Genomic DNA, 26,873 nt, shown 5'->3' with positions numbered 1-26,873 from the left:
TTCTTCAATGCCCTGCGGTCTTGGAGAACAACTGGATGACCACCACGCCGAGCACGATCAGCGCCATCCCGAGCATCGCTGGCACGTCCAGCTTTTGTCCATAAATGAACAGCGCCGCGACGCTGACCATGACGATGCCCATACCCGCCCACACGGCGTAGGCGACGCCCACCGGCACGGTGCGGACAACGAGGGTCAGCATCCAGAAGGCGATCCCGTAGCCGACGATCACCAGGATCAGCGGCAGCGGAGTGCTCAAGCCTTTGACCGCTTTCATCGAAACGGTGGCAATCACTTCGGCGCAGATGGCGATAGCCAGGAAGGCGTAGGCGTTCATGTGTAGATCCTCATGTAAAACGTTGCTTGCTGAGGCGGCATTCTAGTGATTCGCCAGATGCGGTAAAGTCATTACCTATCTGTTTTGAAGATGGGTCGACCGATGAATACCCAGTGGAATCTGGAACAACTGCGCGCCTTCGTCAGCGTCGCCGAACAGCGCTCGTTCTCCGCCGTAGCACGCCAGCAGCGCAAGGCGCAGTCAGCGATCAGCAGCGCGATTGCCCTGCTGGAAGATGATCTGGGCGTCAGCCTGTTCGAGCGTAGCAGTGGTCGCCAGCCCCGACTCACCGAAGCCGGCGAGGCGCTGCTCGAAGAGGCGCGAGAAGTGTTGCGTCAATGTGAGCGTCTGAACGGTCGGGCGATGGCGATGATGCGCGGTCAGGAGGCGCAGTTGCGCGTGGCCCAGGACGAGGCCATGCCTTATCAGGCACTGGTGGAAAGCTTCGATGCGCTGGCCGGGCAATTTCCCAGCCTCGAAGTGCAACTGACCAGCGCCGCTCAGGGCGAAGTGGCGCGCAAACTGGTCGAGCGCCGGGCCGATCTGGGCCTGCTGTTCTATCACGATGAAATCCCCGAAGCGCTGGAGCGTCGGGTCTTGGGGCGGGTGGAAATGGTCACCGTCTGCGGCATCAATCATCCGTTGGCGACGCAGTCCTACGTCACCTGTCAGCAGCTGGCGCAGCATCGGCAATTGCTGATGTCGACACAAACCAGCGTCTATCCCGGCAACGAACCGGCCAGCCCGCAGGTATGGCGTGCCGACAGTTTCTATGTGATGGCCGAATGGCTGGTGCGGGATCTTGGCTGGGCGTGGCTGCCCCGGCATGTGGTGCAGTATTCGGCCTATCAGGGCCTGATGGTTGAGCTGGACTGTGAATGGACGCCGCCGGCGCTGGTGGTGGAACTGGTCTGGCGCCGCGACGAACCCCTTGGACCTGCGGCGCGCTGGCTGGCGGAACGTTTTGCCGTGCACTTGCGGGCGATCGGCGACAAAAGTCGATAAACTCCGCCGCCATGAATAGAACTCTCTACACCGCGCTGTTTTACCTGGGGCTGCCATTGGTGGCGATTCGGCTGTGGCTGCGCTCGCGCAAGGCTCCGGCGTATGCCAAACGGATTGGCGAGCGCTTCTCTTATGGCATGCCGTCACTGCGACCCGGAGGCATCTGGGTGCATGCGGTATCGGTGGGAGAGAGCATCGCTGCTGCACCGATGATTCGCGCCTTGCTGCAACGTTATCCACAGCTGCCGATCACCGTGACCTGCATGACCCCGACCGGATCGGAGCGGATACAGGCGCTGTTCGCCAACGAGCCGCGCATCCAGCATTGCTATCTGCCATACGACTTGCCGTGCGCAGCGGCGCGTTTTCTTGATCACGCCAAACCGAAACTCGCGGTGATCATGGAAACCGAACTGTGGCCCAACCACATTCATCAGTGTGCCAAACGCGGGATTCCGGTGGCGTTGGCCAACGGTCGTCTGTCCGAGCGCTCGGCGCGGGGCTATGGGCGCTTCAGCAAGCTGACCGCGCCGATGCTCGCTGAAATGAGTTTTTTCGCGGTGCAGACCGAGGCTGAAGCCCAGCGCTTCCGAGATCTCGGCGCGCGTCCGCAGACGGTCGAGGTCACCGGTTCGATCAAGTTCGACCTGACCATCGACCCGCAACTGCTGCAGCGCGCCCATGAGTTGCGCGGCCAATGGCAGGCGCTGGAACGCCCGGTGTGGATCGCCGCCAGCACCCACGAAGGCGAAGACGAAGTGGTGCTCGACGCCCATCGTCGCCTGCTGGCGAACTACCCGAATGCGCTGCTGATTCTGGTGCCGCGTCATCCCGAGCGTTTCAATTCGGTGTTCGAGTTGTGCCAGCGCGAAGGCTTTGCCACGGTGCGTCGTTCCACCGGTGCGAATGTCGAGGCAAACACCGCGGTGCTGCTCGGCGACACCATGGGCGAATTGCTGTTTCTTTACGCGTTGGCGGACAGCGCCTTCGTTGGCGGCAGTCTGGTGCCGAACGGTGGACACAATCTGCTGGAGCCAGCGGCGCTGGCAAAACCAGTGCTCAGCGGCCCGCACCTGTTCAACTTTCTCGACATCGCCGCGCAATTGCGTGAAGCCGGGGCATTGGCTGAAGTGGATGATGCCGAAGGGCTGGCGGTGGAAGTGCAGCGCCTGTTCGAATTGCCGCGCGATGCCCAGCGCATGGCCGAGGCCGGGCTGGCAGTGATGCGGCGTAATCAGGGAGCGTTGCAGCGGCTGCTGGATGGGCTGGGCCGGTTGATCAAATAGTCGCCTGGAACATTGTGGCGAGGGGATTTATCCCCGATGGGTTGCGCAGCAGCCCCAAACCATTCACCTCGGTGATTCAGTCAGATCGGGTAAGCCGGGTTTACGACTGCTGCGCAGTCGAATCGGGGATAAATCCCCTCGCCACAGGGGATTTATTCAGATTGTTTACGGCCGCGCCTTGAGCTGTGCTTCGGCGGCCTTGGCCAGATCCGGCGGGAGGAAGTCCTTGTCCGGGTTGTAGTCGGCCTTCAAATAACGTCGCAGGTCTTCCAGATCACCGGGATTCAACGTCCCCGCCGCCTGCTTCAAGCGCAGGTTGTCGAGGATGTAGTCGTAACGGGTGTTGTTGTAGTTGCGCACCGAGGTGTACAGCTGACGCTGAGCATCGAGCACGTCGACGATGTTGCGCGTCCCCACCTGATAACCGATTTCCGTGGCTTCCACCGCGCTCTGGTTGGAAATGATCGACTGGCGCCGCGCCTGTACCTGCTCGACATCGGTGTTCACCGCGCGGTGCAGGTTGCGGGTGTTTTCGACGATCTGCCGGCGCAGGGCTTCGCGCTGCTGTTCGCTCTGATCCAGTTGCGCATAGGACTGGCGCACTTGCGAACTGGTCAGCCCGCCGCTGTAGATCGGAATGTTCAGTTGCAACGCCAGCGTGCGTTGATCGACGTTGCCACCGTACGGCGTGCCGAAGGCGTTAGGGTTGGCGAAGCCGAGGGCGTCGTTGTCACCCTTTTCGTATTTGGCCACGGCGTCGAGGGTCGGCAAGTGGCCGGCCTTGCGCTGCTTGAGGGTCTGTTCGGCGGAGCTGACCGCAAAGTTGCTCGCCAGCAGATTGAGGTTCTGTTTGGCGGCGGTGTCGACCCAGGCCTTGGCGTCGTTGGGTGTCGGCGGCAGGATCGGCAACGTATGGACGATGCCCTGAATCGAGTTGTACTGACGGTTGGTCAGGGTGATCAGCGCTTCGAAGGCATCGTCGACCTGACGCTGGGCAACGATCCGGTTGGCACGCGCGGTGTCGTAGCTGGCTTGTGATTGCAGGACGTCGGTCTTGTCCGACAGGCCGACATCGAAGCGCTCGTTGGACTGGTCGAGCTGACGCTTGAACGCGGCTTCTTCTGCCTTGGTCGAAGCCAGGTTGTCCTGACTGCGCAGCACGTTGAAGTAGCTTTCGGCTGATTGCAGGATCAGGTTCTGTTCGCTGGCCGAGAGTTGCAGGGCGGCCTGTTCGTTGACGTCCTTGGCGGCCTGGTACTGGAACCAGCGGTCGGCACGGAACAAGGGCTGGGCCAGGGTCGCCTGATAGGAGTGTGCGCTGCGATTGGCAATGGCTGAAGGCTGGTCGATCGAGGTGCGCACATCCGCCACTTCGGCGCCGCCGGACAGGTTCGGCAGCAAGCCGGCACGGGCCTGTGGCACCACTTCTTTCTGCGCGCCGTACTGGGCGCGGGCGGCGGCCAGATCGGCGTTGTTGTCGACGGCTTCCTGATAGACGCTGACCAGATCGGTCTTGGTCGACAAGGGCGCTTCTGCTGCCCAGGCCATTGCGTTGGACGCACAAGACACGGCAAGAGCCAGTGAAAGTTTGCGCAGCATGAGGCGATCCCTAGCAAAAATATTACGAAAATAATGTGCGCGCCAAGGCTACGGCGCGGCCCCGACAGCGTCAAGGTGCGCAGGGCAAAGCGAGTGTAGTTGTGCAAACGTGCGGCAACAATCCTGCAAGTCCCGGTAATTGCGCCATTCATCATGGTGTTTGCCGCGGTGTTGGCGTTCTTTGCCGGTTGTGTCTAGACTGGCCGGGTTCTTGTCGGGGTGCCTTGCTATGAGGCTGAGATCGAATAATTTCGGATCCCGTTGAACCTGATCAGGTTAGCGCCTGCGTAGGGAACAAGATTTCTCGTCACCCGGCGAGTCCTCTTGTGCTTCGTCCGGGAAATTGTTCGACAATCGAACGCTCGACGACGATGCACAGCACCAGTCCTGGTGCGTCCGTGCCTTTCAGGTTCTGCTCCGACAATCCACTGCCTGGATGCTGTCTGGAGAGCCCGTGATGACTACAAAATCTAAAAACGCGATCAACTTGAGTGACTCGGCCAAGGTCGATGAGCAGTCGGTTCAGCCGTTCACCCGTTCGCAAAAAGTCTACGTTCAGGGCTCGCGCCCGGACATCCGCGTGCCGATGCGCGAAATCACCCTCGATGTGACGCCGACCGACTTCGGCGGCGAAATCAACGCGCCGGTCACCGTCTACGACACCTCGGGCCCGTACACCGATCCGAACGTGGTGATCGACGTGCGCAAAGGTCTGGGCGACGTGCGTTCGGCGTGGATCGACGACCGTGGCGACACCGAGCGTCTGCCAGGCCTGAGCTCCAACTTTGGTCAGGAGCGCCTGGCCGATCCGGAGCTGACCAAACTGCGTTTTGCCCACGTCAACAACCCGCGCCGCGCGAAGGCCGGGGCCAACGTCAGCCAGATGCACTACGCGCGCAAAGGCATCATCACCGCCGAGATGGAATACGTCGCCATCCGCGAAAACATGAAGCTGCAAGAGGCCCGTGCTGCCGGCCTGTTGACTCAGCAACACGCCGGCCACAGCTTCGGCGCGAGCATCCCGAAAGAAATCACCCCTGAGTTCGTCCGCGAAGAAATCGCCCGCGGCCGCGCGATCATTCCGGCCAACATCAACCACGTCGAACTGGAACCGATGATCATCGGCCGCAACTTCCTGGTGAAGATCAACGGCAACATCGGCAACAGCGCCCTGGGTTCGTCCATCGAAGAAGAAGTGGCGAAACTGACCTGGGGCATTCGCTGGGGTTCGGACACCGTGATGGACCTGTCCACCGGCAAACACATTCACGAAACCCGCGAGTGGATCATTCGCAACTCGCCGGTGCCGATCGGTACCGTGCCGATCTATCAGGCGCTGGAGAAGGTCAACGGCGTCGCTGAAGACCTGACCTGGGAGCTGTTCCGCGACACGCTGATCGAGCAGGCCGAGCAGGGCGTCGACTACTTCACCATCCACGCCGGCGTGCTGTTGCGCTACGTGCCGCTGACCGCCAAGCGCGTGACCGGCATCGTGTCCCGTGGTGGTTCGATCATGGCCAAGTGGTGCCTGGCGCACCACAAAGAGAACTTCCTCTACACCCACTTCGACGAAATCTGCGAAATCATGAAGGCCTACGACGTCAGCTTCTCGCTGGGCGATGGCCTGCGTCCGGGCTCGATTGCCGACGCCAACGACGAAGCGCAATTCGGCGAACTGGAAACCCTCGGCGAGCTGACCAAGATCGCCTGGAAACATGACGTGCAATGCATGATCGAAGGCCCGGGTCACGTGCCGATGCAGTTGATCAAAGAAAACATGGACAAGCAGCTGGAGTGCTGCGACGAGGCGCCGTTCTACACCCTCGGCCCGCTGACCACCGACATCGCCCCGGGTTACGACCACATCACCTCGGGTATCGGTGCGGCAATGATCGGCTGGTTCGGTTGCGCGATGCTCTGCTACGTGACACCGAAGGAGCACTTGGGCCTGCCGAACAAGGATGACGTGAAGACCGGGATCATCACCTACAAGATCGCCGCCCACGCAGCGGACTTGGCCAAAGGACACCCGGGCGCGCAGATTCGTGACAACGCCTTGAGCAAGGCGCGTTTCGAATTCCGTTGGGAAGACCAGTTCAACCTCGGTCTGGACCCGGACACCGCGCGTTCGTATCACGACGAAACCCTGCCGAAGGACTCGGCCAAGGTCGCGCATTTCTGTTCGATGTGCGGGCCGAAGTTCTGCTCGATGAAGATCACTCAGGAAGTCCGCGAATACGCGGCCAACCAGCGGATCGACGCGGTCGACGTGGACGTCGCCCAAGGCCTGGCGGAACAGGCCGAGCGGTTCAAGAAGGAAGGCAGTCAGCTGTACAAGAAGGTTTGATCTGACCTGAAAGGCTCTGGGATGACCGGAGCCTCTGTGGCGAGGGAGCTTGCTCCCGCCCGGCTGCGAAGCAGTCGTAAATCCGGCCAACGCGTTCTGATTGAAAGAACGCGTTGGCCGGTTTTGGGTCTGCTGCGCAGACCGGCGGGAGCAAGCTCCCTCGCCACAGGAATGGTGTGCGATCACACACAACAACAAATGTCCCTCTGAGATAACACCTTGAGCATTCAACCCGGCACTTATTCCCCCGACCTCGCCGTATCCGCCGACAAGCGAGTATTCGGCGGTCGCGATCTGTTTTCCCTGTGGTTCTCCCTCGGCATCGGCTTGATGGTATTGCAGACCGGCGCCTTGCTTGCGCCTGGTCTGGGCCTCTCCGGCTCGCTGCTGGCGATCTTCCTTGGCACGCTGGTTGGCGTGTTGCTGCTGGCCGCCGTCGGCGTGATCGGCAGCGACACCGGCCTGTCATCGATGGCCGCACTGAAACTGAGCCTCGGTAGCAAAGGCGCAAGCCTGCCGGCGCTGCTCAACCTGCTGCAACTGATCGGTTGGGGCTCGTTCGAAATCATCGTCATGCGTGACGCCGCCAGCCTGCTCGGTACTCGCGCGTTCAGCGAGGGTTCGCTGTGGGCCAGTCCGATGCTCTGGACCTTGTGCTTCGGTGCGCTGGCGACCCTGCTCGCGGTCAGCGGGCCGCTGACGTTCGTGCGCAAGATCCTGCGCAAGTGGGGCATCTGGCTGATCCTCGCCGCGTGCATCTGGCTGACCTGGAATCTGTTCGCCAAGGCGGATCTGGCGGCACTCTGGGCGCGGGCCGGGGACGGTTCGATGCCGTTTGCCGTGGGCTTCGATATTGCCATCGCGATGCCGCTGTCGTGGCTGCCGCTGATCGCCGATTACTCGCGTTTCGGCAAGCGCGCGAAAAACGTATTCGGCGGCACGGCGATCGGTTTCTTCGTCGGCAACTTCTGGTTGATGAGCCTCGGCGTGGCCTACACCCTGGCGTTTGCGCCAAGCGGTGAGGTCAATGCGTTGCTGCTGGCACTGGCCGGGGCCGGTCTCGGCATTCCGCTGTTGCTGATTCTGCTGGATGAGTCGGAAAACGCTTTCGCCGACATTCATTCGGCAGCGGTTTCCAGCGGGATTCTGTTGCGTTTGAAGGTCGAGCATCTGGCCTTGGCCATCGGCGTGATCTGCACTCTGATTGCACTGCTGGCGCCCTTGGCGCAGTACCAGAACTTCCTGTTGCTGATCGGCTCGGTGTTCGCGCCGCTGTTCGGCGTGGTGCTGGTGGATCACTTCATTCTGCGCAAGCGCAGCGCCCACGTGGCGTCAGCCGCATTGCGCTGGCCGGCGCTGTTGGCGTGGCTGGGCGGGATCAGCACCTACCACTTGCTGGCGAATCTGTATCCGGATGTCGGCGCGACCCTGCCGGCACTGGTGCTGGCAGGGCTGTTGCAACTGGTGCTGGGCCGGGCTTTCAGTTACGGCCGGGAAACAGCTCGGGTTTGAGGATGCCGTTCAGACGCGGGTAAGGAATCTTCAGTTCGACGTGGCCCAGCGCGTAAGGCGCGATGGTGCTCACGTCGTACTTGAGGATCACGCCACCGTAGGTCAGCGCCACGTTCGGGGTTTTCACGAACGGCCAGCTCTTCACGAAATCCGCTTCCTGATCGAGCTTGGTGCTGATCAGCCAACTGTTGTGCGCCACCTGCGCAGCCTTCCAGAACGCGTCTTCCTGACCCGGCAGCAACATGTCCGACAGGTTCAGCACCTTGTGCTGCTGACGCGAGTAGTTGATGAAGCCGCGCCCCGGGGTGCCATGGGCGCCGCCGGTGTCGAGGTAGCTCGACAGTTCGATGATCACCAAGCCGTCATGCTGCTCGCGTACCTTGGCCTGCAGATAGCTGCTGTTGCGCGGGCCGGCGGTGCGCAGGAATTGATCACGATAGGCCGCCAGGGTTGGCGCTACCGCTGCGTTCTGCTCGGTGCGGGTCATTTGCAGCAGGCGCTTTTCGATAATGCCGTCCAGTGCAGGCTCGGCCGCGAAGTGCACGGTATCGATATTCACCAGCGGACAATCAGGGTTGGAACAGCCGGGTTTCAGGGTTTCCGAGGCGTCGCGGGTGGTTTCCAGCGGCGTGCGGTAGTTGGGCTGGAACAGGTTGGCGCAGGCACCCAGGGTCAGGGCGATGGCGGCCACGGAGGCAATTTTGAAAAGCGACATGGGCGTCCTTTCTGAAACAGGGGAAGGCAAAAAGTTATCCGCTTCGACTCTCGCCGAGGCAGTCAGTTCGCCACTAAGCTAATTAGAGTGGGTTTCGCCGCCACCGTCCATCCCGCTGACGGTAAAGGGGCTGCATCAATCATCACCGGCGCGTTAGGATGGCGCGAAGTCGAGGTTGCCGGTCACCACAAGGCACCTCGTATCGGGATTTGCAGTAAGAGAGGATGCTCATGACAGATTTTGCCAACGCCACTCCGGCCAACGTCGACGTCGTAAAGCGCGAGCGCTGCTACGAGGGCTTCTACAAGCTCGACCGTTTGCACCTGCGCCATGAGCTGTTCGCCGGCGGCATGAGCCGCGAGATCAACCGCGAAGTCTTCGTGCGCCACGATGCCGTGTGCCTGCTGCCGTATGATCCGCAGCGTGACGAAGTGGTGCTGCTCGAGCAGTTTCGCGTCGGGGCCATGGGCAAGACCGACAACCCGTGGCTGGTTGAGCTGGTCGCCGGTCTGATCGACAAAGTTGAAGTGCCGGAAGAAGTTGCTCACCGCGAGGCACAGGAGGAAGCTGGACTGGACATCAAGGCCCTGTGGCCGATGACCAAATATTTTCCGTCGCCGGGCGGCAGCAACGAATTCGTGCATTTGTACCTGGGGCACTGCAGCACCGACGGCGTAGGCGGCCTGCACGGGCTGGAGGAAGAAGCAGAAGATATCCGCGTTACGGTCTGGGCCTTTGAAGATGCCTTGCAGGCCGTCCGTGACGGACGCATTGCCAATGCGGCGAGCATCATCGCCTTGCAATGGCTGGCGCTGAACCGCGCCGAAGTGAGGGGGTTATGGTCGTAAACAAGCTGCGCGATCGTTATCGAGTTGACCTTGCGGGCCTGCAAGCCGCCTGCGAGGCCAACTACGCGCGCCTGATGCGACTGGTGCCGGACATGCGCAACGACCCCGAAGCGCGGCGCATCGCCGTGACTCAGGGCGAGCAGATGCTCGGCGTGCTGGCCCTCGAAGTGCTGCAGACCTGCCCGTACACCACCACTTTGCAGGTGCGCCAGGAGCACAGTCTGCCGTGGTTGCCGGTGCCGCAACTGGAGGTGCAGGTCTATCACGATGCGCGTATGGCCGAGGTGATCAGCGCCGAACATGCACGACGCTTTCGCGGCATCTATCCTTACCCGAACGCCGCGATGCATCAGCCGGATGAAAAGGCCCAGCTCAATCTGTTCCTGGGGGAATGGCTGAGCCATTGCCTGGCCCTGGGGCACGAGTACGAAGTCGTACGCTAGTTGTGAACTGCGTCCGGTTCGCCGGTTTCCCCTTTGCGCCATCCCCCAGCATAATTGCGGCACTCAACCGATTCCGTGCTCTTGCCCTGGGAGAACGCCTTGCCGAGCGTATCCACATTGACCACCGCCGATCCGGCGTTGCTGGTGCAGTTATCCGACAGTCACCTGTTCGCCGAGGCGGACGGCACGCTGCTGGGCATGAACACCCGCGAGAGTCTGCAAAAGGTCATTGAGCAGGTACTCAAGCAGCAGCCGCGGATTGACCTGATGCTGGCCACGGGGGATTTGTCACAGGACGGAACACTTGAGTCGTATCAACTGTTTCGCCAGATGACCGCGCAGATCGATGCGCCGGCGCGCTGGATTCCCGGCAATCACGATGAGCCGCAAATCATGGCTCAGGCCGCGGTGCAAAGTGCGTTGCTGGAATCGGTGGTCGATGTCGGTAACTGGCGCGTGACCTTGCTCGATTCGGCGGTGCCGGGCTCGGTGCCGGGTTATCTGCAGGACGATCAGCTGCAACTGCTGGCCCGTTCGTTGAGCGAAGCGCCGGAGCGCCATCATCTGGTGTGTTTCCATCATCATCCGGTGCCGGTGGGTTGTGCCTGGGCAGAGCCGATCGGCTTGCGTAATCCCGAAGCATTCTTCGACGTGCTGGATCGTTTTCCACAGGCGCGCGCGGTGCTGTGGGGGCATGTGCATCAGGAGATCGATCGCGAACGCAACGGCGTACGGCTGATGGCCTCACCGTCGACCTGCATCCAGTTCGAACCGGGCAGTCACGACTTCAAGGTCGGCGAACAGGCGCCGGGCTATCGCTGGTTGCGGCTGCTGCCGGACGGGCGGCTGGAAACCGGTGTCGAGCGCGTTACCGACTTCGAATTCACCGTCGATTACGGCTCCAACGGTTACTGACACTCCCTGTAGGAGCTGCCGAAGGCTGCGATCTTTTGATTTTAAAAAACAGGATCAAAAGCTCGCAGCCTTCGGCAGCTCCTACAGGAGGTAGCGGGGGCCGGGAGGGCAGCATTGCAGCAGGGCATGCACATCATTTGTATGGCCCATCCCACCGCGACTCCCTGTAAACTCCGCTATCTTTCGCCGACACTCAGGGAGCTCAAATGTCCGGTTCGATCCTCTATATCCACGGTTTCAACAGCGCGCCGGCCTCGAAAAAGGCCTGTCAGCTGGTCGAGGTGATGGAACGGCTGGGTTTGAGCGAGCAATTGCGTGTCCCGGCGCTGCATCACCACCCGCGTGAAGCCATCGGTCAGTTGCAGCAGGCGATTGCCGAGCTGGGCCGGCCGTTGCTGGTGGGAAGCTCACTCGGCGGCTACTATGCGACTCACTTGGCTGAGCGCCACGGCTTGAAAGCCCTGCTGGTCAACCCGGCGGTCAGCCCGCACCGGATGTTCGACGGCTACCTGGGCACGCAGAAAAACCTGTATACCGATGAGACCTGGGAATTGACCCACGACCATGTGACGGCCCTGGCCGAGCTGGAAGTGCCGGCACCCGTGGATGCGCAGCGCTATCAGGTGTGGTTGCAGACCGGCGATGAAACACTGGATTATCGCCTCGCCCAGCAGTATTACCGGGCCTGCGCCTTGCGCATTCAGGCCGGCGGCGACCATGGCTTCCAAGGGTTTGCCGGACAATTGCCGGCGTTGTTGAGTTTTGCCGGCATTGGCGCCGATTTGTATCAGGCAATCGATTTCACCGCACTGTGAAGTCTTGCCCCTTTTTCATTGAATCACTGACGACGAGACCCTATGGCCACTCCCAGCGCTAGCTCTTATAACGCCGACGCCATCGAAGTCCTCTCGGGCCTCGACCCGGTGCGCAAACGCCCCGGCATGTACACCGACACCAGTCGGCCGAACCACCTCGCCCAGGAAGTCATCGACAACAGTGTCGACGAAGCCCTGGCCGGCCACGCCAAATCGGTGCAGGTCATTCTGCACGCCGATCACTCGCTGGAGGTCAGCGACGATGGTCGCGGCATGCCGGTCGACATTCACCCGGAAGAGGGCGTGTCGGGTGTCGAGCTGATCCTCACCAAGCTGCATGCGGGCGGCAAGTTTTCCAACAAGAACTACCAGTTCTCCGGCGGTCTGCACGGGGTGGGTATTTCCGTGGTCAACGCCTTGTCGACCGAAGTCCGGGTGCGCGTGAAGCGTGACGGCAACGAATACCAGATGACCTTCAAGGATGGCTTCAAGGCCACCGAGCTGGAAATCGTCGGCACCGTTGGCAAGCGCAACACCGGCACCAGCGTGTACTTCGCGCCGGATCCGAAATACTTCGATTCACCGAAATTTTCCATCAGCCGTCTCAAGCACGTGCTCAAAGCCAAGGCGGTGTTGTGCCCGGGCCTGCTGGTCAGCTTCGAAGACAAGGGCACCGGCGAAAAGGTCGAGTGGCATTACGAAGACGGTCTGCGCTCCTACCTGGTAGACGCGGTCAGCGAATTCGAACGCCTGCCGGACGAGCCATTCTGCGGCAGCCTCGCCGGTAATAAAGAAGCGGTCGATTGGGCGCTGCTGTGGTTGCCGGAAGGTGGCGACGCGGTGCAGGAAAGCTACGTCAACCTGATCCCGACGGCGCAGGGCGGTACCCACGTCAACGGTTTGCGTCAGGGCCTGCTGGATGCGATGCGCGAATTCTGCGAATTCCGCAGCCTGCTGCCACGCGGCGTGAAGCTGGCGCCGGAAGACGTCTGGGAGCGCATCGCTTTCGTGCTGTCGATGAAGATGCAGGAACCGCAATTCTCCGGCCAGACCAAAGAGCGTCTGTCGTCCCGTGAAGCGGCGGCGTTCGTTTCCGGCGTGGTCAAGGACGCTTTCAGCCTGTGGCTCAACGCCAATCCGGAAACCGGTCTGGCGCTGGCCGAACTGGCGATCAACAACGCCGGTCGTCGCCTCAAGGCGAGCAAGAAAGTTGAGCGCAAGCGCGTCACCCAAGGCCCTGCGCTGCCGGGCAAACTGGCTGATTGTGCGGGTCAGGATCCGATGCGCTCCGAGCTGTTCCTGGTCGAAGGTGATTCCGCCGGTGGTTCCGCCAAGCAAGCGCGGGACAAGGAGTTCCAGGCGATCCTGCCGTTGCGCGGCAAGATCCTCAACACCTGGGAAGTCGACGGCAGCGAAGTGCTGGCGAGCCAGGAAGTGCACAACATTGCCGTGGCCATCGGTGTCGATCCGGGCGCCACGGACATGAGCCAGCTGCGCTACGGCAAAATCTGCATCCTCGCCGACGCCGACTCCGACGGTCTGCACATCGCGACGCTGCTGTGCGCGTTGTTCGTCCAGCATTTCCGCCCGCTGGTGGACGCCGGTCACGTCTATGTGGCGATGCCGCCGCTGTACCGCATCGACCTCGGCAAGGAAATCTACTACGCCCTCGACGAAGCCGAGCGCGACGGGATTCTCGACCGTCTGGTGGCCGAGAAGAAACGCGGCAAGCCACAGGTCACCCGATTCAAAGGCCTGGGTGAAATGAACCCGCCGCAGCTGCGCGAAACCACCATGGACCCGAACACCCGGCGTCTGGTGCAGCTGACACTGGGCGACGATTTTGCCCAAACCTCGGAAATGATGGACATGCTGCTGGCGAAGAAACGCGCCGGTGACCGCAAGACCTGGCTCGAATCCAAGGGCAACCTCGCCGAGGTGCTGGCCTGATGCGGTTTGGCTGGGCCTTGGCGGGTGCCTTGCTGCTGAGTGCGACGAGCGTGTCGGCCGAACCGCTGCAGGAGTTGCGGGTGCTCTCCGAACACCCGGTCGACGGCATGCGCGGCGGCAACCTGTCGGGGCTGGCCATGTGTGGCAGCGAGTTGTGGGCGGTGTCGGACCGTGATGACGATCAGATCTACCGACTCAATACCGCCGATCAGGCCTGGCAGGCCGAAGCCTTGCACATCGACGTGCCGCCAGTGCCGGAGACCGGTTTGCCGTGGGGATTGCGCTCGCGCAATTGGGCCGCGTCGTTCGTGCGCGGTGGCGACCTGGATTTCGAAGGCATCAGTTGCGACAGCACTGGCAATCGCTACATCGTCAGCGAGGGGCACGCGGCGGTCCTGCAAGTACCCGTCAGCGGCCCGGTCAACTGGCTGAAGATCTCGCCGATGATGGTTCGCGAAGCGCGGGCCAGTGGCATGCTTCTGCATTTCAATGCGATCTTCGAAGGTCTGGCGATCAACCCGGCGGGCGATCAGATGTGGCTGGCCGGCGAACGGCAAAACCGTGGCTTGCTGTTGATCAAGCGTCAGCAGACGGTGTGGGATTGCGACGGTCGTTGCGTGCTGCTCAGCGAGGGCGGCAAGGAAATGCAGCCGCCGCAGTTCCCGCACGCCAAAGCGGTCGACCGCGACTTTTCCGACCTTTCGTTGTTCAACGGCAAATTGTTTACCCTTGAACGCAACGCCTTCCAGATTTGTCGGCGTGATGCGCAGACCGCCAAGGTCGAGCGTTGCTGGTCGTACGCTGCTGAACTGTTGCAGGCCAACCGCCGTTATTCGCAGAACTTCGGGTTGGAAGAGGCGCTGATCGTTGATGCGGAGGGGGCGTGGGTCGGCGTCGACAATAATTTCGGCCCGCGGGCTGACGGCGAGGTTCGGCCGATCGTCTGGCGCTTCGCCGCGCCTGAAGGTGGTTGGAGCGCCAAACCGTGAGTCAGCAACCGCCGGGCAAACGCGCCGGCCGGGTGTTGATGATTCTGGCCTGGTGCGCGGGACTGTTTCTGGCCACACGGTTTTTCGGCCAGTGGGAAGAGCGTCAGCAGAATCCGAATGTGGTGGTCACGTCCGAGCAGCATGACGGCGTGGTCGAAGTAAAACTGGCGGGCAATGCCCAAGGGCATTTCGTCGCCAGTGGCCAGATCAACGGTGAGCCGGTGGAGTTCATGCTCGACACCGGCGCCACCGATGTGGCGATCCCGGCGGATCTGGCCAAACGCTTGAAACTGGAAGAAGGTTTCGGTGTGACCCTGAGCACGGCCAACGGCCTGAGCCAGGGCTACCGGACAAAGATCGAGCGCCTGCAGCTGGGCGACATTGTGCTGCGGGACGTCCGCGCACTGGTGGCGCCAGGGCTGCATGGCGATCAGGTGCTGCTCGGCATGAGCGCTCTGAACAAACTTGAATTCACCCAGCGCGGTGGCACCATGCTGCTGCGCCAGACAACGAACCGATGAGGCCCGCATGAGCGACTCCCTTGATCTCAGCCTGGACGGTGTAGAACGCCGCTCGCTGGCTGACTTCACCGAAAATGCCTACCTCAACTACTCCATGTACGTGATCATGGACCGTGCCCTGCCGCATATCGGCGACGGTCTGAAACCGGTACAGCGGCGTATCGTCTACGCCATGAGCGAGCTGGGGCTGGACGCCGATTCCAAGCACAAGAAATCGGCGCGTACCGTCGGTGACGTGCTCGGCAAGTTCCACCCGCACGGCGACTCGGCGTGCTACGAAGCGATGGTGCTGATGGCTCAGCCGTTCAGCTATCGTTACACGCTGGTCGACGGTCAGGGTAACTGGGGTGCACCGGACGATCCGAAGTCCTTCGCCGCCATGCGTTATACCGAAGCGCGCCTGTCGCGCTATTCCGAAGTGCTGCTCAGCGAGTTGGGCCAGGGCACGGCCGACTGGGGGCCGAACTTCGACGGCACCTTGCAGGAACCACTGGTGTTGCCGGCACGTTTGCCGAACATCCTGCTCAACGGCACCACCGGTATCGCCGTGGGCATGGCCACCGACGTGCCGCCGCACAACCTGCGCGAAGTCGCCACTGCTTGCGTGCGCCTGCTCGATGAGCCGAAAGCCACGGTAGAGCAGCTCTGCGAACACATTCAAGGCCCGGACTATCCGACCGAAGCGGAAATCATCACGCCGCGTGCCGACCTGCTGAAAATGTACGAAACCGGCAAGGGCTCGGTGCGCATGCGCGCCGTGTACCACGTCGAGGACGGCGACATCATCGTCACCGCGCTGCCGCATCAGGTCTCCGGGGCCAAGGTGCTGGAGCAGATCGCCGCGCTGATGCAGGCCAAGCCGTCGAAAGCGCCGCAGATCGCCGACCTGCGTGACGAATCCGACCACGAAAACCCGTGCCGCATCGTGATCATTCCGGTCAACAGCCGCGTCGATCACGAAGCGCTGATGCAGCACCTGTTCGCCAGTACCGAGCTGGAGTCGACCTACCGGGTCAACGTCAACATCATCGGTCTGGACGGCAAGCCGCAGTTGAAGAACCTGCGCGCATTGCTGGTCGAATGGCTGGAATTCCGCGTACTGACCGTGCGTCGTCGCCTGCAATTCCGCCTCGACAAGGTCGAGCGCCGCCTGCACCTGTTGGACGGTTTGTTGATCGCTTACCTCAATCTGGATGAAGTGATCCACATCATCCGCACCGAGGAGCATCCGAAAGCCAAGCTGATCGAGCGCTTCGCCCTCAGCGAAATCCAGGCCGACTACATCCTCGACACCCGGTTGCGGCAGTTGGCGCGCCTGGAAGAGATGAAACTGCGCGACGAGCAGGACGAACTGCTCAAGGAACAGGCCAAGCTGCAAGCCTTGCTGGGCAGCGAAGCCAAGCTGAAGAAGCTGGTGCGTACCGAGCTGCTGAAAGACGCTGAAACCTACGGTGATGATCGTCGTTCGCCGATCGTCGAGCGTGCCGAAGCCAAGGCGCTGACTGAACACGATCTGCTGCCGAATGAGAAGGTCACCGTCGTGCTGTCCGAGAAGGGCTGGATCCGCTCGGCCAAGGGCCACGATATCGACGCCACCGGCCTGTCGTACAAGGCTGGCGATGGCTTCAAGACCTCGGCGGCGGGGCGCTCCAACCAGTTTGCGGTGTTTATCGATTCTACCGGTCGCAGTTATTCGGTGGCCGCGCACACCTTGCCGTCGGCTCGAGGCCAGGGGGAGCCGTTGACCGGTCGTCTGACTCCGCCGCCCGGCGCCACATTCGAATGCGTGCTGATGCCCGAAGACGATGCGTTGTACGTGATCGCCTCCGATGCCGGTTACGGTTTTGTGGTCAAGGGTGAAGACCTGCAAGCCAAAAACAAGGCCGGTAAAGCCCTGTTGAGCCTGCCGAACAACGCCAAAGTCATTGCGCCGCGCCCAGTGGCCGATCGTGAGCAGAACTGGCTGGCCTCGGTCACGACCGAAGGTCGCCTGCTGATCTTCAAAATCAGCGATCTGCCACAATTAGGGAAGGGCAAAGGCAACAAGATCATCGGTATTTCCGGTGAGCGTGTGGCCAGTCGCGAAGAATACGTCACGGACATCGCCGTACTTCCGGAAGGCGCTACCTTGGTGCTGCAGGCCGGAAAACGGACCCTGTCGCTGAAGGCCGACGATCTCGAACACTATAAAGGTGAGCGTGGACGTCGCGGGAATAAACTCCCGAGGGGCTTTCAGCGGGTGGATGCGCTGCTCGTCGAAAACCTCAATTAGGCGAAAACGCCCCTCTAGAGGCGTCGAACTACGATTTAACGCGTAGATCGACGCTTTGGCGCTGGAGTCGGAACGCATATTCACGGATGATATGGCCTTTCCAAGCGCCGGCGTGGCCGAGCGTTCTTCATATTTATTGAGTATTTTCACTGTGGTCAGCCTTGTGGCGGCCACCTGGACGGGATGATGACTGCTCTGCGCCCTCTTATTTTCCTGCTCGCTGGCGTTTTGGGCCTGGCGGGCTGCAGCGTTCACCAGCCGGTGTCGCTGTATCAACTGGACAGCGGAAGTCCGGTTCAGCCTGCGCAAAGCGCTGGCATGGCGGTTTTGTTGGGCCCGATCGTCGTGGCCGATTACCTGCAACGAGAAACCCTGCTGCAGCGTCAGCCCGACGGCAGCCTGCAAGCCTCGACCGATGGTCGCTGGGCGGGCAGCCTTTCGTCGGATATCGATCAATTGCTGATGCGACAGGTGGCGGGTCATCTGGACAGCCAGCGTGTGGTGCTGGCACCCGCGACGTTGGGCTTCACGCCGGATGTGCAGGTATTGCTGACCATCACGCGACTGGATTCCGGTCAGAAACAACCGGCGATCCTCGATGCGCAATGGCGTCTGATCGACCGTCGTGGGCAGGTACGCGATAACCGCATCGTTCATCTGCAAGAGTTGCATGCCGGGACCACGGCTTCGCAGGTGCAAGCACAGGGGATTCTGCTGCAGCGTCTGGCCGAGCAGTTGTCGGTGGCGCTCAAGCCATTGGCCAACCAGCCGCCGGTGGCCGAAGCACCGCGCAAAGCGGCGCCAAAACCGGCCGCGCCGGCAGCGGATGCCGAGAAACAGCCAAAGATCCCGATGGCCTCGCCGATTCGTACCGATATGGAAGTGTTCCGCTTCTAAGGCTGAATCAGCGTCAAACCAGAGCCCGCCTTGTGCGGGCTTTGTTGTGTCTGGGGGCTGGAGATCTTTGCCGTCAGTGCGCGCGAAGAGGCCCGGACAGACGCCAAAAGATCGCAGCCTGCGGCAGCTCCTACAGAGATTTACGCCAATCCACTGTAGGAGCTGCCGCAGGCTGCGATCTTTTCAACAGGCCACAAAAAAGCCCGCAGATAATCACTCGTCTGCGGGCTTCTGTGCATCTGGCCTAAGGCTTACGCCCGGCGCTCATGCATCCGCGCCAGTTGCCGCTCGAGCATCGACGGATACGGCTCCATCAAGCGCTCGACACAGCAGGCCCCCTCAGGGCTGGCGATCGGACGGATCCGCGCACGCTGGCGAATCAGCGCGTCATCACCGATCTTGCGCTCGACCAGCAGCAGGTTGCGGCTGTGCTGCGACAGGGCCAGGGCATCCTGGGCCGAATCGGTCAGCAGCAGGTCGATCTGGCTCAGACCGAACAGGTCTTCACCCAGGGTCAGGCCCAACTGCAATTGCAGGGTGATGCCGCTGTCGGCGACTTCGATCTGCAATTGATGGCCCAGCGCCCGCAGCAATTCACCGCAGCAGATCGCATTGGTCAGGTAGTCGTCACCGCTGTCTTCGGTGTGGAACAGCATCAGTGTGCTGCCATCGTTCAGGGTTTCGATTTCGCCCTGATACAGCGAAGCGGCCTGATCGAGGCAATCGCGGTAGCGCTCCAGCAACTCTTCCAGACGGGCACGCGGCAGGCGCCGCAGTTGTTCCTGCGAGCCCAGTTGCACGGCCAGTACCGCGCTGTGTTGGGGCACGCTAGGCGTGGCCTTGCGCGTGATCGGTTGCGGCGCTGCATCCAGCGATTCGTCGCGCAGGTCAGCAAAAGCGTCGTCGTCTTCATCGTCTTCAACGGTGCTGACCACATGGCGCGGTGCAGGTTTTTGTGCAGCCATCGGGCGGGTTTCGTCAAAGCTCGGATCGCGCAGGTTGCGCACTTCGAACTCTGGCTCATCCTCTTCTTCGAACTCGGGTTCCGGCTCGGGCTCGGGTTTGGGCGCAGGCTCTGGGGCGAAGTTGGCGTGCAGCTGACGCGCCAGATCGCCGATCTCGTCCTGACGGTCGGTGCCCGGGGTGTATTCGTCGATGTTGCGCAGCCAGACGCGCAATTGCAGCAGGGGCGTCGACAGATAGCGGCCCATGCGCAGACTCAGGGCCAGCGACAGCGCCAACAGGATCGCACTGAGAATGCCCATGCTCTGCAGACTGATGGTCATCGGCTGCTGAAACTGATCCATGTCCAGGCTGATGCGCAGTTGCCCGGCGGTCACGTCCTGGAAGGTGATCTTGCTCTCGTACATGCCTTCGGCTTCGCCCAACAGGCTGTGCTTGGGGCGCTGACCGGATTCGGCGAGGATGCGGTTGTCCACGCTATAGATGGCCGCGTGGGCCACCAGCTTGTTCTTGGTCAGGTTGTTGAGCAGCACGTTGAGGCTGAGGATGTCGTTGGACACCAACAGCTCAGTGGCGGAGGTGGCAGTCTGCGTGGTCAGGCTTTCGCCCAGCGCGTCGGCCTGCTCGTGCATGGCCTGCTTGAACTGCAAGCCCATCACCCCGGCATAGATCACCAGGGCCAGAGCGACCAGGATCACGTTATGGCTGGCAATGCGCAATGCAATCGGCACACGGCGATGACGCAGTGCACGGAAGATCAGCAGGAAGAAGTTATCGGTTTTAACTGGCGTGGGCCGGTTCACTGAGCTCGGCTCTTTTGTCCGTGAAGTTGACGCGCAGTATAGCGACAGGCCCTAGACCGGCAAAGCGCTCGCGGTGCCCGATGGTCACTGAAAGTGGGTAGAATGCGGTTTTTTTCCAGTTGCGGGGGTGCGCGTTGCGCGAAATCGTCCTGATTAACATCACGGGAGTCGACCGTCCGGGTCTGACTGCGGCCATTACTGGCGTTCTGGCACAAGGTGGTGTGAACATTCTCGACATTGGTCAGGCGGTGATCCACGACACCCTGTCGTTCGGCATCCTGGTCGAGATTCCCGACTCCGAGCAAGGCAAAGCCGTGCTCAAGGACATCCTGTTCAAGGGCTACGAGCTCGACCAGCAGGTGCGTTTCACCCCGGTGTCCGAAGAGGACTACCAGCAATGGGTGGGCAATCAGGGCAAGAAACGCCACATCGTCACCCTGTTGACCCGCAAAGTGACCGCCGGCCAATTGCAGGCGGTCAGCTCGATTACCGCCAAATATGGCTTGAACATCGACCATATCGACCGTCTGTCGGGTCGCATGCCGCTGGACACGCCGGCGGACAAGGGCAAAGGCTGCATCGAGTTCTCCGTGCGTGGCGAAGCGGCTGATCCGCAGGCGCTGCGTGCCGAATTCCTTAGCGTCGCCCAGGAGCTGAACGTCGACATCGCCTTTCAGGAAGACTCGCTGTTCCGGCGCAACCGGCGTCTGGCGGTGTTCGACATGGACTCGACCCTGATCGAAGCCGAAGTCATCGATGAGCTGGCCAAGGCTGCCGGTGTCGGCGAGCAAGTCTCGGCCATTACCGAGCGGGCGATGGCGGGCGAACTGGACTTCCGCGCCAGCTTCAAAGAACGCCTGGCGTTGCTCAAGGGCCTGGATGTCAGCGTACTGGATTCGATTGGCGCCTCGCTGCGCCTGACTGAAGGTGCCGAAACCCTGTTCGCCGAGCTCAAACGCCTGGGCTACAAGACCGCGATCCTGTCCGGCGGCTTCACGTACTTCGCCAAACAGTTGCAGGCCAAACTCGGCATCGACTACGTGTTCGCCAACGAACTGGAAGTGGTCGACGGCAAGTGCACTGGCGTGGCGATCGAGCCGATCGTCGATGCGCAGCGCAAGGCGGATCTGCTGAAAGAACTGGCGCACAAGGAAGGCTTGCGTCTGGAGCAGACCATCGCCGTGGGCGACGGTGCGAATGACCTGCCGATGCTGGCGATTGCCGGTCTGGGTGTGGCATTCCGCGCCAAGCCGCTGGTCAAGCAGTCGGCCAAACAGGCGATCTCCACGCTGGGGCTGGATGGCGTGCTGTATCTGCTGGGCTTTCGCGATCGCGACGGGCAGTTGTAATTAAAGATCAAAAGATCGCAGCCTTCGGCAGCTCCTACACTGGAATACGCGTTTTCCTGTAGGAGTTGCCGCAGGCTGCGATCTTTTGCTTTCAAAGCGATTTCCACAACGAGTCGAAATCCTCCTCGCCCCCGCCATTGCGTGCGGCCTCCAGCGAGCGATAGGCAAACTGATTGAAACTGTGCGTGCTCGCCACTCGTCGATCCAGCCCGGCGCGGTGTTCTTCGCCATGGGTGTTGATCAGCACTTTATTGCCTTCCTGAAACGGCAGGCGCGGGGCCAGCAAGGTCGCGGGCAAGTCGATGGCACTGATCTCGGGCAGCAGCAGGCCTCGCAAGTAGTGGCTGTGATCGTCCCGCGAACGCACCAGTTGCAAACCGCAGGGCTCGGCGTGCGGCGCCACCAGCTCAATGCCCATTTGCGGTCCGCCACCGCGTACCTGACGAATCCAGCGCACCACCGCAATGCTCCAGCCTTGATTCGAACTGTCCTGAATCCCGACCATCTCCCCGGCCTGCAACTCGGCGGGCACCTCGTTCGGCCAGCCCAGGCAATAACCTCCGGGGCTATGGTTGATCACCGGCAAGGTGTAAGTCGGGTAGTGCGGAGTGTGGTCGGCTGTGCTGTCGTCTTCGCCGATATGGTCGTACTGAATCTCTTCGTACGGCAGAAATTCATCAGCGCTGTTTTGCGGGGCGGCGTCGAACGCCTGGCTCCAACTGTCTTTTTCGCCCTTGGCCACCGCGCGGCTGAAGTTCGCCGCGCGGGCGCCGGGATGCTTGAGCAACTCACTGAAAGTGCGTTCGCCTCCCAAATAGAAGTGCAGGGCGCTCATGCCTACGCACACGGTCAGGTTGCCCTGGCCGGGGGTGCGCTGAAAACTGCGCTCGGCGGTCTGGCCCCAACTGGCGTGCAGATGCTGCAGGGTGTCGACGCTCAGTCCCGACGGGACGGGCAGCGGCGTCGATGTTTCCTGATGCAGCAAATGCGCTTCGATGACATTCACCAGCGGCTGCGGATTGATGCCGAGCAGTGTGCCCTGTTGTTCTTGGCGAAACATGCTGCGGTAGCGCGGGCCGGTGTCCAGATCGGCGCTGATGGCGAACAGCCCGTCGTCCGGGCTGCCGGGATGCAGTCTGAGCAGGGCGCTCCACGGCTCCAGCACCTCAGCCAGTCGGGCGATCTGGTTCTGCCGCAGTTGATTGCAACGAGCGCTGCCCAGCAGCAGCGTGGCGATGTAGGTCTGCTCCAGGCTCAGCTCGGTGGTCAGGCTCGCCAGGTCGTCGTGCACCCGACGCTGTTGCAGTTGCAAGCCGCAGGCGCAGCGATACAACTGATGCAGCTCGAACCACAGTTGTTCCGGCGCCGGGCTATACAGCTGCGCGGCGCGCAGCAGTTGTCCCTTGAGCGCATGCGCAGCGCGTTGCAGGGCCTGACTGACCAGCGCCGCACGATCCTTGTGGTATTTGGGCACGATGCGCAGCACGATCTGTTTGTAACCGATGGCCAACTGACTTTGCAGTGCCTGACACAGGTTGCTGATCTTGCGCGAACGGTCATCGAGCATGATCGCCTGATGCAGGAAGTGCCGCTCCAGATGCTGACAGACGAAATACACCTCGGGACGCAACAGCTCCAGCAGTTGCAAGCGATTGTCACTAGGGGTCAGCAATTGATTGAGTTCGCCCAGGCCTTGGTACAACTGGCGGGCGGTTTCGCCGATGTTCGCCTTGGGCAGGCCGGCGATCCAGCGCTTGAGGTCGCGCGGGGTGGCTTCGCAGAACGACAGGCGCGACTGCGTGGGAATCGGAGCGCTCAGCAGCGGGGGGGAGATGGTCTGGCTCATGCCAAAAACCATAGCAGCAAATGAGCATGTCGGCCTTCAACCGGTGGGAGCTGCCGCAGGCTGCGATCTTTTGATCCTGGTTTTTAAAAACAAAGTCAAAAGATCGCAGCCTTCGGCAGCTCCTACAGGGGGCGCCGATGTATCAGGCGTTTGGCAGTGCCAGAGCCTGGCCCATTTGTACTGGCGAACCGGCGACCAACTCTTCAGCCCATTTCACTTGGTCCGGGCCAAACAGCACGATCGCGGTCGAACCCAGCTTGAAGCGTCCCAGTTCAGCACCTTTTTCCAGATGAATCGGCGCACGGGCAGCTTCGTCGTAGCGGAAGGTTTTCAGCTCGCGCTTCGGCGGGGTCACCAGACCGGCCCATACGGTTTCAATCGAAGCGACGATCATCGCGCCCACCAGCACCACAGCCATCGGTCCGCGCTCGGTGTCGAAAATGCACGCCACACGTTCGTTGCGGGCGAACAGTTCCGGCACGTTTTCCGCAGTGGTCTGGTTGACCGAGAAAATCCGGCCCGGGATGTAGACCATTTCGCGCAGGGTGCCGGCCAGCGGCATGTGCACGCGGTGGTAATCCTTCGGCGACAGGTAAATGGTGGCGAAGTCGCCGCCCATGAACGGTGCGGCATTCGCCGCATCACCGCCGAGCAGTTCCAGCACGCTGAAGCTGTGGCCCTTGGCCTGGAACACGCGACCGTGTTCGATCGGGCCGAGCTGGCTGACCGCACCGTCGGCCGGGCTGAGGATCGCGCCCGGGGTCTGGTCCAGTGGACGCGCGCCGTCTTTCAGGGCACGGGTGAAGAACGCGTTGAAGTGCTCGTAGGCGGTCAGGTCTTCGACCAGCGCTTGCGACATGTCCACCTGATAACGCTTGGCGAACCACTGGGTGAAGGCATTCTTGAACCAGCGCACGCGGCACTCGGCAATGCAGCCGGCCAGACGCGACAGCAGGTGATGAGGCAGCAGGTACTGGCTGAGGATAAACAGACGCTCTTTCATTAGTTGTCCTTAGAACCTTGAATCTCGACAGGCGTATCAGGGTGGTTGCCCCATTCGCCCCAGGAACCGGCGTAGCCCTTGACCCGCGGATAACCGAGGGACTTGGCCACCAGATAAGTGAAGCCCGACCGGTGATGGGTCTGGCAGTGGGTAATGATTTCTTTGTCCTTGGTGATCCCGAGGTCTTCGAGGATCTGCGGCATGTCCGTGCGGATCCGCAGCTGACGCGCCTTGTCCATGCCGGCGGTCCACTCGAAGTTCACCGCGCCGGGGATGTGTCCGCCTTTGGCGGCCAGCACCTTCTCGCCCGAAAACTCCAGCGGTCCGCGCGCATCCCAGATCGCCAGATCGGCGGCGCCGAGACGGCTTTGCAGGTATTCGCGAGTGGCGGTCGGCCCTTCGTGCAGGGTCAGCGCCACCGGGCCGCCCACCGCAGGCGGCACCTGGATCGACATCGGCATGCCCGCTTCCAGCCACGCCGGCAGACCGCCGTCGACATAGTGGTATTTGTCGTGACCGATCACATCCAGGAGCCAGATGAAACGTCCGGCCCAACCGCCGCCCTCGTCGTCGTAGACCACGTAGACCGCATCCTGGCGATGCCCCAGCTCACCGAACAACGCCTCCAGATCGGCTTTGGCCGGCAGCAGTCCCGGCGCCGGCGGCTGGCCGAGCTGGGTGCGTTTCGGGTCGACAAAGCGTGCGCCGGGAAGATGACCTTCGGCATAGCGGGCAGGGCTGGTCAGATCCACCAGAATCAGTTCAGGGGAATCGAGACGCGGGAGCAGGTCGCTCGGCTCGATGACGAGCGGCAAGCCAGAGAAGTCAGACATGTGAGGTCTCCAGAGCACAAAGGGGGGGATTGTAGCGCAGCCTCATCGGCCACGGCTGCTAAAGCTGTGCAGGGCTTTCTCGATGCATTGTGCAGTTTTGCCGAATGCCTGCACGGTGATGTCGGCGAATGGCCCGCCGCCCTGATCGGCCACGACGATCATGATCACCCGGCCGTTATTGACCAGTGAACGCAGGAACAGGTGCTCGCCACGGAACAGCGAACGCAGGCCCGGCGGCAACAATGCGGAAAACTGTGCGTTGTTCTCGGGGTTGATCCGCACTTGTGCCTGCTGCGCGAGTAGCCGCTGCAGGACTTTGCTCTGACTGACGACAAAATTCAGCGCGGCGGCTTCCTTCGGCAAACCGAAGGTCTGGTGTACGCGCAGATTGGACTGCGTGCGGTCGGCCATCAGAATCATCACCCGACGCATGCCGCTGGCGACCAGCGCATCGCGGGCGGCGACGGTCAGGCTCATGGCATTGGTGAAACGGCTCGGCTCGGCCAGCAGTTCGGCGCATTGTCGGCGCCATTGCGTCAGGTCCTCGGCATTCGGCGCGGCCGCTGGCAGCATCCCGGCCGGCAAGCGATGGGTACCCCACGGCCACAATAATGAAACGGCCGGGTGCCACAGATCGGGCATGGCATGCTGGCGCGCACTGTTGGCGGCTTGCTGGTGCAACTGCTGCTGCACTTCATCCATCGAGATTTGCAGATAAAGGCTGGTCAGGTACTGCCAGCGCTCGCTGTGCGGACTGTCCCAGGCCTGTTGCGCCGACAGCGCCAGACCGTTGGCCAGCAATACGGTGTTGGCCGGTTGATTGAGCCAGCGGCGCAAAGTCGGATCGTCATCGAGGCGATTCTGCTGGCGCAGCGGATGCTCGCTGTCGCGGGCGATACGCAGCACTTTCACCAGTTCGCGCTGTTCGCTGAGCAGCAGTTTATAGCCCTGCTGCACCCAGATCGGCAGGTGCCAGACCTGTACCAGTGCTTCGGCGATCTTCAGCAGGCGGATGCCAAACAATTGCTTCTCGACCACCAGCGCCGATTCGCCCTTGTGGATCACCCGCAGCTCCCACTCTTCGAGCAACTCGGGAAACGTCAGCGCCAGCGGCCATAATGGTGACAGAAACAACAGGCTGCCCCAATGAATGTCCTGCCACAGACGCGCGAGGCGACTGGCGAAAAAACCGTTGGCCTGTTGTGTGGCGTGCTGGCTGATCATTTGCAACTGGCGCAGGGCCTTGGGGATCTGCAGCTGCGGTTCGACCGGCAGGCGCGCGAGCAATTCTTCGGTACGCGCCAGGCCCAGACGGTTGATCGCCACCTCGAGATTTTCCGCCGGTGCGGCCAGGGTGCCGTGGGTGTGACGATTCGCCTCACGGATGATGCTCAAGGCCAGTGCCGGGCTGTCCTGCATCAGGTCGGCGATGTCGCGCAGCGAACTGCGGTTGTCACGGATCGCGCGGCACACCTTGTCGTGAGCCTCTTGCGGCACGGGCAGCCGGACGCTGTCGAGCAGCTTGACCCAGCCTTCGAGGGTGGTCGGTTTTACGTGTGGGACGTTCGTTTCATTAGCCATGTCTGGACGGGATCTTCACTGACTGTAGACGCGCCCGGCATGGG

22 protein-coding genes and 1 riboswitch are annotated in these 26,873 nt (G+C 61.7%); of the genes, 14 read left to right on the top strand and 8 right to left on the bottom strand.

Features of this window, described 5'->3' with window-relative positions; genetic code table 11:
• Positions 1-4: 4 nt before the first annotated feature.
• Entirely contained in the window at positions 5-337 is a 333-nt protein-coding gene (locus tag ACM6HV_RS11825) for a DMT family transporter (RefSeq protein ID WP_003221050.1), read from the bottom strand.
• 102 nt (positions 338-439) lie between these two features.
• Between ACM6HV_RS11825 and ACM6HV_RS11820 the strand changes: the two genes are divergently transcribed.
• Positions 440-1,342 (top strand): LysR family transcriptional regulator, encoded by a 903-nt coding sequence (locus tag ACM6HV_RS11820; RefSeq protein ID WP_145596074.1) that lies wholly within the window; start codon positions 440-442, stop codon positions 1,340-1,342.
• 11 nt (positions 1,343-1,353) lie between these two features.
• The gene (waaA, locus tag ACM6HV_RS11815) at positions 1,354-2,628 is read left to right on the top strand and encodes a lipid IV(A) 3-deoxy-D-manno-octulosonic acid transferase (RefSeq protein ID WP_414904258.1); all 1,275 of its coding nucleotides are present in this window, start codon (positions 1,354-1,356) and stop codon (positions 2,626-2,628) included.
• Between the two features lie 165 nt (positions 2,629-2,793).
• Here the strand turns inward: waaA and ACM6HV_RS11810 are convergent, their stop codons facing one another.
• Entirely contained in the window at positions 2,794-4,227 is a 1,434-nt protein-coding gene (locus tag ACM6HV_RS11810; RefSeq protein WP_041065783.1) for a TolC family outer membrane protein, read from the bottom strand.
• Between the two features lie 205 nt (positions 4,228-4,432).
• Positions 4,433-4,538: riboswitch (TPP riboswitch) on the top strand.
• 146 nt (positions 4,539-4,684) lie between these two features.
• Here ACM6HV_RS11810 and thiC point away from each other — a divergent pair.
• Complete coding sequence (thiC, locus tag ACM6HV_RS11805) at positions 4,685-6,574, top strand: phosphomethylpyrimidine synthase ThiC (protein ID WP_041065780.1); 1,890 nt, start codon at positions 4,685-4,687, stop codon at positions 6,572-6,574.
• Between the two features lie 219 nt (positions 6,575-6,793).
• Positions 6,794-8,086: a putative hydroxymethylpyrimidine transporter CytX gene (gene cytX / locus ACM6HV_RS11800; protein ID WP_108181499.1), complete on the top strand. Its 1,293-nt coding sequence runs from the start codon at positions 6,794-6,796 to the stop codon at positions 8,084-8,086.
• Here cytX and ACM6HV_RS11795 read toward each other — a convergent pair.
• Entirely contained in the window at positions 8,055-8,801 is a 747-nt protein-coding gene (locus ACM6HV_RS11795; protein ID WP_041065775.1) for an RsiV family protein, read from the bottom strand. The two genes, cytX and ACM6HV_RS11795, sit on opposite strands and share 32 nt — an antisense overlap.
• A 230-nt stretch (positions 8,802-9,031) precedes the next feature.
• Between ACM6HV_RS11795 and ACM6HV_RS11790 the strand changes: the two genes are divergently transcribed.
• From ACM6HV_RS11790 to ACM6HV_RS11750, 9 genes are all read left to right on the top strand, one after another.
• Positions 9,032-9,649 (top strand): NUDIX domain-containing protein, encoded by a 618-nt coding sequence (locus ACM6HV_RS11790; protein ID WP_041065772.1) that lies wholly within the window; start codon positions 9,032-9,034, stop codon positions 9,647-9,649.
• On the top strand, positions 9,640-10,092 hold the full coding sequence (locus tag ACM6HV_RS11785; protein ID WP_007967395.1) for a DUF1249 domain-containing protein: 453 nt from the start codon (positions 9,640-9,642) through the stop codon (positions 10,090-10,092). The genes ACM6HV_RS11790 and ACM6HV_RS11785 overlap by 10 nt, the downstream gene beginning before the upstream one ends.
• A gap of 99 nt (positions 10,093-10,191) precedes the next feature.
• On the top strand, positions 10,192-11,007 hold the full coding sequence (cpdA, locus tag ACM6HV_RS11780) for a 3',5'-cyclic-AMP phosphodiesterase (RefSeq protein ID WP_414904257.1): 816 nt from the start codon (positions 10,192-10,194) through the stop codon (positions 11,005-11,007).
• Positions 11,008-11,213: 206 nt separating this feature from the next.
• On the top strand, positions 11,214-11,822 hold the full coding sequence (locus ACM6HV_RS11775) for a YqiA/YcfP family alpha/beta fold hydrolase (RefSeq protein WP_047290961.1): 609 nt from the start codon (positions 11,214-11,216) through the stop codon (positions 11,820-11,822).
• A 42-nt stretch (positions 11,823-11,864) separates the two neighbouring features.
• Positions 11,865-13,772, top strand: a complete 1,908-nt coding sequence (gene parE / locus ACM6HV_RS11770) for a DNA topoisomerase IV subunit B (protein ID WP_414904256.1) — start codon at positions 11,865-11,867, stop codon at positions 13,770-13,772.
• Positions 13,772-14,761, top strand: a complete 990-nt coding sequence (locus ACM6HV_RS11765; RefSeq protein ID WP_414904255.1) for an esterase-like activity of phytase family protein — start codon at positions 13,772-13,774, stop codon at positions 14,759-14,761. The genes parE and ACM6HV_RS11765 overlap by 1 nt, the downstream gene beginning before the upstream one ends.
• A complete protein-coding gene (locus ACM6HV_RS11760) occupies positions 14,758-15,282 on the top strand; it encodes a TIGR02281 family clan AA aspartic protease (RefSeq protein WP_041065757.1) in 525 nt (174 codons plus the stop codon). Before ACM6HV_RS11765 ends, ACM6HV_RS11760 begins: the two co-directional genes overlap by 4 nt.
• Before the next feature lie 7 nt (positions 15,283-15,289).
• Positions 15,290-17,554, top strand: a complete 2,265-nt coding sequence (gene parC / locus ACM6HV_RS11755; RefSeq protein WP_003221074.1) for a DNA topoisomerase IV subunit A — start codon at positions 15,290-15,292, stop codon at positions 17,552-17,554.
• A gap of 186 nt (positions 17,555-17,740) precedes the next feature.
• On the top strand, positions 17,741-18,451 hold the full coding sequence (locus ACM6HV_RS11750) for a membrane integrity-associated transporter subunit PqiC (protein ID WP_041065754.1): 711 nt from the start codon (positions 17,741-17,743) through the stop codon (positions 18,449-18,451).
• A 251-nt stretch (positions 18,452-18,702) separates the two neighbouring features.
• On the opposite strand, the gene ACM6HV_RS11745 is transcribed toward ACM6HV_RS11750, so the two are convergent.
• Complete coding sequence (locus ACM6HV_RS11745) at positions 18,703-20,217, bottom strand: AhpA/YtjB family protein (RefSeq protein ID WP_145596082.1); 1,515 nt, start codon at positions 20,215-20,217, stop codon at positions 18,703-18,705.
• Between the two features lie 134 nt (positions 20,218-20,351).
• On the opposite strand from ACM6HV_RS11745, the gene serB reads away from it, so the two are divergent.
• Positions 20,352-21,566 carry a phosphoserine phosphatase SerB gene (gene serB / locus ACM6HV_RS11740; RefSeq protein WP_007967407.1) on the top strand — a complete coding sequence of 405 codons (1,215 nt, stop codon included), beginning with the start codon at positions 20,352-20,354 and terminating at the stop codon, positions 21,564-21,566.
• Positions 21,567-21,657: 91 nt separating this feature from the next.
• Here serB and ACM6HV_RS11735 read toward each other — a convergent pair whose 3' ends face one another.
• From ACM6HV_RS11735 to ACM6HV_RS11720, 4 genes are all read right to left on the bottom strand, one after another.
• Complete coding sequence (locus ACM6HV_RS11735; RefSeq protein WP_414904254.1) at positions 21,658-23,412, bottom strand: molecular chaperone; 1,755 nt, start codon at positions 23,410-23,412, stop codon at positions 21,658-21,660.
• A 142-nt stretch (positions 23,413-23,554) separates the two neighbouring features.
• A complete protein-coding gene (gene asd, locus ACM6HV_RS11730; RefSeq protein WP_041065746.1) occupies positions 23,555-24,415 on the bottom strand; it encodes an archaetidylserine decarboxylase in 861 nt (286 codons plus the stop codon).
• On the bottom strand, positions 24,415-25,248 hold the full coding sequence (gene rhdA / locus ACM6HV_RS11725; protein ID WP_414904253.1) for a thiosulfate sulfurtransferase: 834 nt from the start codon (positions 25,246-25,248) through the stop codon (positions 24,415-24,417). The genes asd and rhdA overlap by 1 nt, the downstream gene beginning before the upstream one ends.
• Before the next feature lie 42 nt (positions 25,249-25,290).
• Positions 25,291-26,829: an HDOD domain-containing protein gene (locus ACM6HV_RS11720; RefSeq protein ID WP_414904252.1), complete on the bottom strand. Its 1,539-nt coding sequence runs from the start codon at positions 26,827-26,829 to the stop codon at positions 25,291-25,293.
• Between the last annotated feature and the right edge of the window lie 44 nt (positions 26,830-26,873).

The organism is Pseudomonas sp. IT-P260 (assembly GCF_949768395.1).
Classification (GTDB): Bacteria; Pseudomonadota; Gammaproteobacteria; order Pseudomonadales; family Pseudomonadaceae; genus Aquipseudomonas; species Aquipseudomonas parakoreensis.
This window is presented reverse-complemented; position numbering and strand designations above follow the sequence as displayed.